Origin of the sequence: Streptomyces albidus (ex Kaewkla and Franco 2022) (assembly GCF_013870515.1) — a bacterium.
Lineage (GTDB): Bacteria > Actinomycetota > Actinomycetes > Streptomycetales > Streptomycetaceae > Streptomyces > Streptomyces albidus.
This window is the reverse complement of record NZ_JACBXA010000196.1, coordinates 1-11,255: the sequence shown is the minus strand read 5'-3', so window position 1 is coordinate 11,255 and position 11,255 is coordinate 1. Positions and strand designations below refer to the sequence as shown.

The 11,255-nt window shown below is 69.8% G+C and carries 9 protein-coding genes and 1 pseudogene; 5 read left to right on the top strand and 5 right to left on the bottom strand.

Going from position 1 to position 11,255, the window contains the following annotated elements; genetic code table 11:
* From H5J26_RS23125 to glgC, 3 genes are all read right to left on the bottom strand, one after another.
* On the bottom strand, positions 1–1,515 hold a 1,515-nt coding region (locus H5J26_RS23125; protein WP_181767870.1), incomplete at its 3' end, for a sodium:solute symporter family transporter.
* A 5-nt stretch (positions 1,516–1,520) separates the two neighbouring features.
* The gene (locus H5J26_RS23120; RefSeq protein WP_181767869.1) at positions 1,521–2,054 is read right to left on the bottom strand and encodes a DUF485 domain-containing protein; all 534 of its coding nucleotides are present in this window, start codon (positions 2,052–2,054) and stop codon (positions 1,521–1,523) included.
* A gap of 261 nt (positions 2,055–2,315) precedes the next feature.
* Positions 2,316–3,536 (bottom strand): glucose-1-phosphate adenylyltransferase, encoded by a 1,221-nt coding sequence (glgC, locus tag H5J26_RS23115; RefSeq protein ID WP_181767868.1) that lies wholly within the window; start codon positions 3,534–3,536, stop codon positions 2,316–2,318.
* 348 nt (positions 3,537–3,884) lie between these two features.
* Here glgC and H5J26_RS23110 point away from each other — a divergent pair, with 348 nt between their 5' ends.
* Genes H5J26_RS23110 through H5J26_RS23100 form a run of 3 tightly spaced genes read left to right on the top strand, consistent with a single transcriptional unit; the run spans position 3,885 to position 6,752 of the window.
* Positions 3,885–4,616, top strand: coding sequence for a response regulator transcription factor (locus tag H5J26_RS23110; protein WP_181767867.1), 732 nt, complete (start codon positions 3,885–3,887; stop codon positions 4,614–4,616).
* A gap of 18 nt (positions 4,617–4,634) precedes the next feature.
* Positions 4,635–6,218: a sensor histidine kinase gene (locus tag H5J26_RS23105; RefSeq protein WP_181767866.1), complete on the top strand. Its 1,584-nt coding sequence runs from the start codon at positions 4,635–4,637 to the stop codon at positions 6,216–6,218.
* A gap of 60 nt (positions 6,219–6,278) precedes the next feature.
* Positions 6,279–6,752: a hypothetical protein gene (locus H5J26_RS23100; RefSeq protein ID WP_181767865.1), complete on the top strand. Its 474-nt coding sequence runs from the start codon at positions 6,279–6,281 to the stop codon at positions 6,750–6,752.
* Between the two features lie 223 nt (positions 6,753–6,975).
* Here the strand turns inward: H5J26_RS23100 and H5J26_RS23095 are convergent, their stop codons facing one another.
* Positions 6,976–7,344: a hypothetical protein gene (locus H5J26_RS23095; RefSeq protein ID WP_181767864.1), complete on the bottom strand. Its 369-nt coding sequence runs from the start codon at positions 7,342–7,344 to the stop codon at positions 6,976–6,978.
* 136 nt (positions 7,345–7,480) lie between these two features.
* On the opposite strand from H5J26_RS23095, the gene H5J26_RS23090 reads away from it, so the two are divergent.
* On the top strand, positions 7,481–8,359 hold the full coding sequence (locus H5J26_RS23090) for a hypothetical protein (RefSeq protein WP_181767863.1): 879 nt from the start codon (positions 7,481–7,483) through the stop codon (positions 8,357–8,359).
* A 67-nt stretch (positions 8,360–8,426) separates the two neighbouring features.
* On the opposite strand, the gene H5J26_RS23085 is transcribed toward H5J26_RS23090, so the two are convergent.
* Positions 8,427–10,685 carry a terpene synthase family protein gene (locus H5J26_RS23085; protein ID WP_181767862.1) on the bottom strand — a complete coding sequence of 753 codons (2,259 nt, stop codon included), beginning with the start codon at positions 10,683–10,685 and terminating at the stop codon, positions 8,427–8,429.
* A 324-nt stretch (positions 10,686–11,009) separates the two neighbouring features.
* Here H5J26_RS23085 and H5J26_RS23080 point away from each other — a divergent pair.
* Positions 11,010–11,255: pseudogene (locus H5J26_RS23080) on the top strand (hypothetical protein); the annotation flags it as partial.

Below are 11,255 nucleotides of genomic sequence, written 5' to 3'. Positions count from 1 at the left end.
GCCCAGCCTGCCCAGCAGGAACGCCACGGGTACGGAGACCAACCCCGGGGAGTGCAGCGGGAAGTAGCTCCAGTCGGCGTCCGGAAAGAGCGCGTCCGGGCTGCCCGAGACGCCCGGTGAGAGCGCCAGCAGTGCGAGGGCGACCAGCGTCCCCCCGTACACGCACCAGCGCAGACCGCTGATCGAGAACGGCTGCCACATCAGGCCGTAAGCCAGGGCGGGGAGCACGACTGTGGCCGCTTCGGTGTAGGTGACGGTGAGCCAGAACTGTGCGTCTGCTCCGCGTCCCAGCACCGCGAGCCCGATGCAGACCACCCCTACGGCCACCAGGGCGAGCCGCGCCCGAATGTGACCGTGGACCGGCCCGCTCCCGGGCGGCGAACCGCGGTCGCGCCCCATGTCGTGGACGATCGCGGCGGAACCGGCGAGCAGCAGCACCGATGCCGAGGCCAGCACGGTGAGGAAGGCGGCGCAGGAGACGAAGGTCAGCAGAGTGCCGGTGCCGCCGGGGTTGTTGGGATCGCTCCCGTCGAGGGCGGCGGCCAGCAGCAGCAGGTTGTTGCCGCCGTGCGGCCCCGCCTCTCTCAGCGCCTCCGACCCGACGAGCGCCTGTATGCCGTAGCCGATGACGACGGCCGTGACGCACAGCAGGCAGATGGCCAGAACGGCCCAACTGGTGGCGCGCCGCGCGGCTTCCGCCGTCGGCGACGTCGACAGCCGCATCACCAGGTGCGGCAGGAAGGCGGTGCCCGTGAGGACCGTCAGGGCGAGGCTCAGCGTGTCGAGACGGCCGGTCATGCCGGTGCCGAAGAGCTGTCCGGGGGCGAGGTAGGCGTCGCCGACGCCGCTGCCCTGTGCGGCCTGGCTGAGCACCTGCCCGTAGTCCCAGTTGAATTCGGCGAGGACCAGCACCGCCAGGAGCGGCGCGATGAGGACGAAGGCGACGGTCTTGCCGATCTGGAGCAGTGTGGAGCCGCGTATGCCGCCTATGGCCGCGCAGGCGAGCATGAGCACTCCGACGAGCGCGATGCCCGCGATCTCCCCCTCATCGCCCGGCAGTCCCATCAGCGCAGCGGTGATCTGGCCGATCGGGATGAGCTGGGCGATCAGCAGGGGCACCGAGACGGCCAGCGTCGCGATCCCCGCCGCGCGGCGCGCCGGTCCTGCGGGCAGCCGGCGCGCGAGGACGTCGCCGAGTGACCAGCCCGGCCCGGCGGGAAGCCGCTCGGCCAGCCACACCTTCAGCAGCAGTGGCGAGAGGGCCGTCGCCGCGATGAGGAGGACGCCGTCGTAGCTGCCGACGGCGACGACGCCGCAGAGGTAGAGCACGCCGGCGGCGGAGATGAAGTCGCCGGTCAGGGCTAGTCCTTGGCGGAACGGCCGGGTCGGGGACTTCTCGGTGTAGAAGTCGTCCGCTCCGTCGTGCAGGTCCGGGCTGGTCAGCATCGAGGCGAAGAGGCACCCGGTGATGAAGACGAGGAAGAGGGAGATGGCGATGACACGGTCGTCCGTCACGGAGCTCACGGAGTCGCCCTCTCACCGAACGCCCTGAAGGAGTCGAAGGCGTTGAAGCCGCCGGCCTCGTCGGAGCCGTCGCGCGTGCCCGCGTGACCGTGGCCCGCGAAGTCCCCGGCGTAGCCGTCCCGTTCACGCCGCGTCAGCAGCTGGGCAAGCGGGTCCACGTACCGCCGCGAGTGCCGGTCGTGGGACCACACGCCGACGCCGATCACCAACACCTGGGCGAGAGCTGCCAGTTCACCCACTTGGAACCCGTGGCTCACCGTGCTGGTCATCAGCTCGGGGGCGAAGCAGGAGGCGAGGGCGTACAGCAGGAAGCAGCCGGTCACCGTGCCGACGCTTCTGCGCAGCAGGTCTCGGCGTACGGCGCTGAGGGCTTCGCTGGAGGAGCCTGTGCGGGCGATCGGTGCCGCGGAGCGCCGCAAGTCCGCGGTCGGGACTGCGTGTTCGGCGTGGTCGGTGCGGTCCGTCCGTATCCGCGGCGCCTGGCGGTGGTCGTGGTGGGAGGGGATGCCAGGGCGACGACGGACAGTCAATGAATCTCCAGCAAGAGGGTGGGCAGCCGGACGCACCGAGACACGGGGAGACTGCGAGAACACCAGGGGTTACCAGTGGTTACTGGTGGGTTGTCAGGAGTTTAGGGCGACGTGCCGTTATCGGCCAAGGGCTGCGTGTGCAGGGGGCGGTGAAGGTACGGTGCGGGGCCGCTCACACCCGCGCGCCCCCGGCCCGCCCCTCCGGAGGCCGACCGGACAGCCCCGTCGTCAGCCCCCCGGCGCGTCCCTCAACTCCCGTACTCACAGCCGCACATGCTGCCCCTTGCCGAGCGCAACGATGCCGTCGGCGGAGACGGTGCAGTACTCGGCGTCCTGTTCGCTGTTCACACCGACCGTGGCACCGGCCGGGACGACGACGTTCTTGTCGAGGATCGCCTGACGCACCACTGCCCCGCGCCCGACCCGTACCCCCGGGAGCAGCACGGCGCCCTGAACCACCGCGCCCTCCTCGACGATCACACCCGGTGCCAGGACCGAGCCGGTGACCTGCCCCGCGATGACGCCTCCGGCGCTGACCATCGACTCGCTCGCGATGCCGCCCGCGACGAACTTGGCGGGAGGCAGCTGAGCCTGGTTGGTGAAGATCGGCCAGTCGCGGTTGTAGAGGTTGAAGACGGGCCGCGTCGAGATGAGGTCCATGTGCGCGTCGTAGTACGCGTCGAGCGATCCGACGTCCCGCCAGTAGCCGTGGTCGCGTTCCGTCTCGCCGGGGACCTCGTTTTCGTCGAAGTCGTAGACCTGGGCCTGTCCGCGGGAGGTGAGCATCGGCAGGATGCTGCCGCCCATGTCGTGCACGGAGTCCTCGTCGTCCGCGTCCTCCCTCAGGGCGTCGAGGAGGACCTGGGTGGAGAAGATGTAGTTGCCCATCGAGGCGAAGACGTGTTCAGGGTCGTCCGCGAGTACGGGCGGGTCCGCCGGCTTCTCCAGGAACTGGCTGATCCGCCGGCTCCTCTCGTCCGTGCTGATCACGCCGAACGACTCCGCCTGCTCGCGGGGCACCTTGATCCCGGCGACCGTCACCCCCGCGCCGCCGTCGATGTGCTGCCGGAGCATCTGGCGCGGGTCCATGCGGTAGACGTGGTCCGCGCCGAAGACGACGACGTAGTCGGGCTGTTCGTCGTGGATCAGGTTGAGCGACTGGTAGATGGCGTCGGCGCTGCCCATGAACCAGCGCGGCCCGAGGCGCTGCTGCGCGGGAACGGGCGTGACGTAGTCGCCGAGCAGACCGGTCAGGCGCCAGGTCGTGGAGACGTGCCGGTCCAGCGAGTGCGACTTGTACTGCGTCAGCACGCAGATGCGCTGGATCCCCCCGTTGACGAGGTTCGACAGTACGAAGTCCACCAGCCGGAACACGCCGCCGAAGGGCACCGCGGGCTTGGCGCGGTCGGCGGTGAGCGGCATCAGCCGCTTGCCCTCGCCGCCCGCGAGCACGATTCCCAGCACACGTGGTTTTGCCGCCATGCCCGACACCTCCGCGCCTCATGTTCACGGCCGGGCGGCTCCGCCCGACCGTCGATCACGCCGTCACCCCACCACGCCCGTACCGCGCAGCTCGTACGCGGCACGCCGCGCGCCCGGCGCCAACGGACCGGATCGGGGTGCCAGGTGCCGTAAACCCCTTGTGCGCACGATCGCGGAGCGGCAAACGTCGGGCGCCGGAGGAGCCGGGGCTGCGGGCCGGGACAGCGAACCGCTACTGCCCGGGTGCCGCACGGAGGGTCGCGCTCGGAGACGCTCCGCGCGAGACTGCGCGGACGGATCCGCCGGCGAAGAGTCCAGATGGGCGGGGTCGGAGGTCGAGGAGGACGGATGAACGGCAGCGCCGAGGACCGGGGACGCGTGCTCGTGGTGGACGACGACGCGGCGATCCGGCGCTCGCTGCAGCGCGGACTGCGCCTGAACGGCTTCGCCGTCGATCTCGCCGAGGGCGGGCGCCGGGCGCTGTCCCGCGTACGGGAGCAGCCCGCCGACGTCGTCGTGCTCGACATATCCATGCCCGACCTCGACGGCATCCAGGTGTGCCGGTCGCTCCGCGAGGGCGGCAACGACGTCCCCGTGCTGATGCTCTCCGCGCTGGACGAGACCGCCGACCGGATCGCCGGGCTTCAGGCGGGGGGCGACGACTACCTGATCAAACCGTTCGCGCTGCAGGAGCTGGTGCTGCGCCTGAACGCGCTGCTGCGCAGGCGGGTCCCCGCCAGGGAAGCGGAGGCGGCCGGAGCCGTCCCGGCCTCTCCCGACACCGTGCGCGTCGGCGGCCTCGTACTGAACCCGGCGACCCGCGAAGCGCACCGCGACGGCGAACTCCTGCCGCTCACCCGCCGCGAGTTCGAACTCCTCCACGTCCTGGCCCGGAACGCCGGCATCGTGCTGACCCGCGACCAGCTCCTGGAGCGGGTGTGGGGCTACGACTTCGAGGTGCGCACCGACGCCGTCGACACATTCGTCAGCTATCTGCGGCGCAAGACCGAGAGCGGGGGCCGTGCTCGGCTGCTGCACACAGTGCGGGGCGTCGGCTTCGTACTGCGCGAGGACAGGTAAGGGTGGCGGACAGTGAAGATGAAACTCTCGACACGGATCGCGCTGGCCGTCGGCGTGGCGGTGCCCCTGCTCGTACTCGCGTCCGGCTGGCTGCTGTTCGAGCTCGTCGCACGGGACCTGCACGCCGAACAGGACGCGCATCTGCGCGAGCGCGCGGCCGTCGCAAAGACCGACGCGCGCAGGCTGCTGCGCGTCACCGCCGACGATCGTCCCGCGGCGGAGCAGGCCCGCGAGCGGAGGCTGTACGCGTCGGCGCTCGATGTGGGCATCCGCGTCACCGGTCCGTACGGCACCGTCTCCGGCGGTCCGCAGCCCGATGAGGCGACGCCGCTGCCGAAGGCCGCCCCGAAGCCGGTCACCGTACGGGAGAGGGGCACGGGCAGAGCCGAAGGGATGCCGGGCAGGCAGCGGGTCAAGAACTGGCGCGTGCTCTCGCTCCATGTGCAGGGCAAGCGGCCGGGCGTCGAAGGCACGCTGTGGCTGTTCTCGCCGGACACCACGAGCCAGGCCCAACTCGCCTTCGTACGGCGCCGGGTGGTGGGCGTGGCCCTCTTCGCCGCCCCGGTCTCGGCGCTGCTGGCCTGGGCCGCCGCCTCGCGCGCCAGCCGGCCGCTGCGCCGCCTGCAACAGCGCACCAGCGGTCTCGACCCGCGCTCCGACACCTCGCGCCTGGAGCACACCCCGTCCCGGATCACGGAGGTCGACGACCTCGCCGAGACCCTCCGTACGGTGCTCGCGCGCTACGACGAGCAGGCCGCCCGCACGACGCAGGCCCTGGCCACGGCCCGCTCGTTCTCCTCCGCCGCGGCGCACGAGCTGCGCACTCCGCTGATGAGCATGCAGACCAACCTTGAGATCCTCGCCGCACACCCGTGGCTGGCGGGTGAGGAGCGCGACGAGGTGCTCGACGACCTTCAGCAGGAGCACGGCCGGCTGCTGGGGCTGCTGGTGATGCTGCGCGAGCTGGGCCAGGGAGACCTCGTCGAGGCGGACGCATTCGGCCCACTCGACCTGGGCGAGGTGGTGGAGGCGTCGGCGGCGGACGCGCGGCGTCGCGACCGTACGGCCGAAATCACCGTGTCCGCCGGGGCGTTCGCCGGAGCACCGGGGTTCGCGGCCGCACCCGGCCCAGGACCCGCGCTGACCGTGCAGGGGTGGGAGCCCGGGCTGCGCTCCCTCCTCGACAACCTCATCGCCAACGCCCTGGCCCACGGGCGGGGTGCCGACGGGCGTGCCGTCGTCGAAGTGGCCGTCCGCGAGGACGGATCGCCCGCGGGGCCGATCGCCGTGCTGACGGTGGACGATCACGGCCCCGGCATCCCGCCGGACCAACGGGCCGCCGTCTTCGGGCGTTTCCAGCGCGGCCGCGACAGTGCCGGCTCCGGACTTGGGCTCACGCTCGTCGCACAGCAGGCCGCACTGCACCGGGCCACGGTCGAGGTACGGGACCGGCCGACGGGCGGACGCGGTACGCGCGTCGAGGTACGCCTGCCCCTAGCGCCCCGCGAAGCGGGCACCGCCGACCCCCGACTTCCGGCACAGCGCGACTGGCTGATCGGAACCGTCTCCGGGCCACAGGGAAATCACAAAGACGGCCTCTAGCGTCGTCGGCCGCGCGGGCGTTCCGCACTCGTGCTGTCCCGAAGAGGAGGAGACACCACCATGAGGAAGACCACGACCGTCGCCCTGACCACGGCCGCGGCACTGATCGCCACGGGCGGTGCCGCCACGGCGTTCGCCACGACGGGCGGCGAATCGAGCCCGGCGTCGGCACAGGCCACGAAGGCGGACGCATCGGCGAAGCACGCGCCGAAGAAGGACGGCGCGCGGAAGCTGTGCAAGCGCGCCCCGAAGATCGACAAGAGGATCGACCGCGTACTGAAGCGCCTCGACGGCGATGCGACGAAGCGGGGGTCCGTCGACAGGCTCGAGAAGCGCATCGAGAACGCGAAGAAGGCCGGCCACGGCACGATCGAGGACTTCCTCAACGAGCGCCTCAAGGACCGGCGCGCGCTCAAGCCGAAGCTGGAGGACCGCCAGAAGGACCTCGCCAAGGTGCGGGTGTGGTGCGCGGCGGAGAAGAAGGAGAAGAAGGAGCGCAAGGCCGAGAAGCAGGGCGAGAGCAGCGACAGCTGATCAGTGCGAACGCCTCGGTGACCGGGGGAGCTGCGGCCGTCCTGCTGTGCGGGGCGGCCGCAGCGTTTGTCTTGCCTGGTCCAGTGACCTAACGCGAAGGCAAATCGGCCCTTCTGCTGGTCGACGCTCCACTTGGAGCCATGAGCGGTCATCGGAGGCAAAGTGGTTTTCCCATATGACTGGTTATCGGGCACAACGCCCTGCACCATACGTACATAGACAGTCACATCGGGCTTTCACAGTCAGCGCCGCCGTTACCCCTTCCGAAGCGGCTCAACGCGGTGCTCCGCCTGTACGACGCGCCGCTGTACCGGGACTGGATGTTCTGGATGACCGTCGGTTGGGGCGTCACGGCAGCACTTGCCTTGGCCACGAACACCGAGCCGAGCACAACACCGAGATGGTTCGACGCAGTCTTCGGATCCCTGTTTTTCCTGGCCACACTCGGGTTGTTCCCCGCCTGGCTGCGGCTCCTCTTCAGGCGATGGCGCTGGCACCGGAGCCACCCCGTCTCCTTCGCCACCTCAGCCTTCTCCATGTCGGCGGCCGCAGCGCAGGCTCCAGTCCCGGCGGCACCGGTCGACACGTTCACGGCAGGACCTACTTGGCATCCTCCGCGACCACCGGAGACCCCTCCCGCATGGGCCCGAGGCGCAACTCATGCGTCACGCCCGAGCCGTAGCGCGGCGCCGGACACCAGGAAGCACGCTTCGCTCTCTTTCGAGTTGATGGCACAGGCACGCCGCGCCCTGCCGCATCCCGCAGCACGCGCCGTCCATCTCGTCGGGCAGGCCCACAGGCCGAAAGACCAGTACGAAGCGCTCCTTCACGCTGCCGAGATCATCGCCTCCACGCTCACTCTCACCTCAGCAGCGCTCGTTCGCGCTGAACTCGAGTCGCCCGTAACCGGACCCGGTCTTCCGCGCGACAAGGCAGAACGTCAACTTTCAACGCTCCGGAACGCATATCTCAAAACCGGTCCCACATTCGGCACCTGGACCAACTGGCTCGGCGCACTCAACGAGCTTCTGAGCAGCAGTCCTGCCCTGATGCCTGGCCTTCTCGATTCGCTACTGCCTTCGGAGGGCGACGGAGGGCTCCACGCCCATCTGCTGGCACTGAAGAACGAGCGCAACCAGGCTTCGCACGGGAGCAAGCCGCGCATTCAAGAAGAGGCAGCGCTCCGGATCGAGGAGTCTGCCGACCACTTCAACCGGCTCCTCTCCGGCAGCCGTTGCCTCGGCGACATGCCCTGGTTGCTGACGCTCTCGAGCGCTTACCGCTCTCGGGATCACACCTTCGAGGTGACGGCCAATCGCGTCATGGGCAACAACCCGGATTTCGAGCGAAGTACGCACGTGTTCTCCGCACCGACCGCCGACAGGACGATGTATGTGCTGACGCCCCGCGGCCCTGTCTCGCTGTCGCCGTTCGTGGCCAGCCGCTTCTGTCATCGGTGTCTGCAGTACGAGGTCTGCCACACCTGCCGGTTGGACAAAGAGACCGAGGAGGTGCTCCTCAAGAGCTTCGCAAGCGGTCATGAGATCCGGGACGGCGAACTTGCAGAAGAGGTGCGGGCATTGCCCGAGGGACGCAAGGGCAAGTGACCCCAAGTACAGTGGCCCGCACCTCCCGGGGCGACCGTGAGAGACGCATCGGTCGCCCCGGCAACTGCTAAGCCCCCCGCCGCCCCGCCGCGATGAAGACCCGGGCGGCCGAAGTGCCCAGTCCCGAGGGGATGCCGATGCGGCGCTGCGGCTCGGGGACGGACGGTTGGAGCGGTCGCTGGAGGTCTTCCTCCCGGTAGCGCCGGCAGCCCTCGTGCCACGTCTTGATGCCCGAGAGCCAGTTCTCCAGGTCCTTCACGTAGCCGTCCAGAACCTCACGCGCCTCGGGGCCGAGGTCGAAGTCGTCGTAGAGGACCGGTAGTTCATGGGCGACGACGTGCTGGAACTCGCGCATCCGCGACGTCATCAGGTCGTGCACGACGGTGAGGGCGGCCGCGTAGTCGCAGTCGAAGAAGTTCTGCACGACCAGGATGCCGTTGTGGACCTCGCCCTCGTACTCGATCTCCTTCTGGTACGAGAAGGCGTCGTTGAGCAGGGCGGCGTAGTCCGAGGCGGCGTGCTCCAGCGAACGCACGGGCCCGCTGCGGTAGACCGCCTCCGGGACCCGCTGCCCGTGCGCGAGACGGCACAGGCTCATGGTCAGATCGGATCCGAAGGTCAGGCGGCGCATCTCGACGTAGTCGACGGGGTCGGGGATGCGGTTCTGCGCCTGGTTCGCCAGCTCCCACAGCCAGCTGCCGGTCATGTCCTCGATCGACGACCGCAGCGACCGGCGGTTCTCGACCGTCATGGGACCGGCCGTACGGGCCCACAGGTCGGCCAGGCCGCGCTCCAGCGCGTTGGCCGGCACCGGTGTCGCACTGCCCTCGATCGGCATGAAGGCGGGAAGCCGGTCGGTGGCCGCCTTGGCACCCGCCAGGTCGCGCGGGTGTCCGTAGACGACGGGGTAGTAGTCGTCTCCGTACGTGCCCCACGCCAACCAGCCGGAGCTCAGGTCGAGTTCGTCAGGTGAGGCGTCGGGGTGGATGCCCGCCGCGCACAGCGGCAGGTCGATGTCGCGGAGCCTTGCTTCGTCCCAGACGTGGGAGTGGGGAACACCCGGCTGGGGTTCGAGGAGGCCCATGCGGTGCGCCCACTCCACGACGTTCTGCCGGGCCGTCTCCAGGTGCGGGCTGAGCCTCGTCGTGAACGGCATGAAGAAGTCGGGCAGCCGGGACGGGCCGACGTGCCGGAACGGGACGTGGGTGAAGCTGCGCGCCCGGGCGGACTCCGCTCGCGGGGTCGTCGGCCCGCCGCGGCCCACGTACGCGGCGGACGAGCCGAGTCCGGTCGGCCGCGGCAGTACGTGAGGCTCTCCGTCCGCGTCGTCCAGCGCCCCCTCGTTCATGTAGCGGCTGGAGCGCATGTGCCATTCGTGTCCGCCCGCCTGCCAGTCCTGAAGCCCCTTGACGTAGGCGAGTACTTGGGCGCAGGAGTGCGGGTCGAGTCCCTCGTCGGCGAAGAGGGGGGCGAGTTCGGTGAGGGCGGTGTTCTCGAACTGCTGGATGCGCGATGTCAGCAGGTCGTTGACGGCTTCGGCCGCCTCCTGCGTGGTGCAGTCCAGGAACGTCTCCAGGACGAGTACGCCGTTGCTGTTCTCCCCCTCGTCCTCGACCTCGCGCTGGTAGGAGAAGAGGTCGTTGCGCAGGTGCACACCGTCGGAGAAGGCGTCCCGCAGGACGCACATGGGCCGTGAGGCGGCGATCGACGCGGGGACCTCCGCCCCCGCCACGTACTCGACGAGACCCGCGGACCAGGGAGCTCCGCCGACCTTGCGGCGCATCTCGATGTACTCGACGGGGTTGGGGATGCGGTGGGCGTTGATGTTGGAGAGTTCCCAGAGGGACTCGTTGAGCAGGTTCTCCGTGCTCAGCGCGAAGCGCGCCCGCCACTCGGCGGACATGCCGGGCACGGTGCGGGCCCACAGGTCGGCCAGGCCCGCCTCGACGGGATTCGTCGGCTCGGGAACACCCGTGTCCAGGTCCAGCGGCATGAACGCCGGGAGCCTGTCCAGATAGTCCTTGCCGCCCTCGCGGTCCTGCGAGCGCTTGAAGGTCTCCAGGAAGTGGTCGTCGAAGAAGAAGACCCACACGTACCAGTCGGTGACCAGGGACAGGTCGGGGCCTGAGGCGTCGGGGTGGGTGTAGGCGCACAGCAGGGCGTAGTCGTGGGCCTCCAGGTCGCGTTCCTCCCAGATCCCGGAGCCTTCGAGCATCCCCATCTCGCGAGCCCAGCGGGTGGAGTGCTCCCGGGCCTCCCGCAGATGCGGATTCAGCCGCGCCGGATACGGCGTGTAGAAGTCCGGCAGTTCAAAAGGCTGTGTCACTGATGCGCGGCCTTTCCCAAGTCGCCCCTGCGGTACGGCGGTTGTGCCGGCCGCAGCGGATCTGCGCACTGCCGGCCCCACGCCGTGCCCCTCGGTCGGCTCAGCACTACCCGGGGCCGTACGGACGTATCCGCCCCGGAAAACAGTCATATAAGCCCACGCATGCTCGCTCCCCTGAGCCTCAACTGCCGTACGGCGCAGGCGGATCCGGGTCCTGGATGATCGCGTTCTTCGATCACCCAAAGGACTCTATACACACCGTGTATACGCACTGTGTATAGTCGATCTGGCGATCACCCCCACAGGACCGCGAAAGGGCAGGACATGTACGGCAAGGCATTCGCGCCCGAGTACCAGGGCGCCCTCGGCTCGCTGTCGGTGAACTCCTCGCTGGCCGACGTACTCGCCCGCGGAACCGAGCAGTTGCGCACGGCAGAGCGGACGGGCTCAGCACGGGAAGCGGCCCGGTGCGGACTCGCCGTCGCGGAGGCGCACCGGCGCCTCGGGAACGTGGAGGAGGCCGAGCAGACGTGGAAGGCGAGTTACCGCGCCGCCCGCAGCGCGAGCAGC

Coding starts and splice junctions, on each gene's coding strand:
- H5J26_RS23105 (WP_181767866.1), top strand. CDS start 4,635: ATGAAACTCTCGACACGGATCGCGCTGGCCGTCGGCGTGGCGGTGCCC.
- H5J26_RS23100 (WP_181767865.1), top strand. CDS start 6,279: ATGAGGAAGACCACGACCGTCGCCCTGACCACGGCCGCGGCACTGATC.
- glgC (WP_181767868.1), bottom strand. CDS start 3,536: ATGGCGGCAAAACCACGTGTGCTGGGAATCGTGCTCGCGGGCGGCGAG.
- H5J26_RS23090 (WP_181767863.1), top strand. CDS start 7,481: ATGGCACAGGCACGCCGCGCCCTGCCGCATCCCGCAGCACGCGCCGTC.
- H5J26_RS23110 (WP_181767867.1), top strand. CDS start 3,885: ATGAACGGCAGCGCCGAGGACCGGGGACGCGTGCTCGTGGTGGACGAC.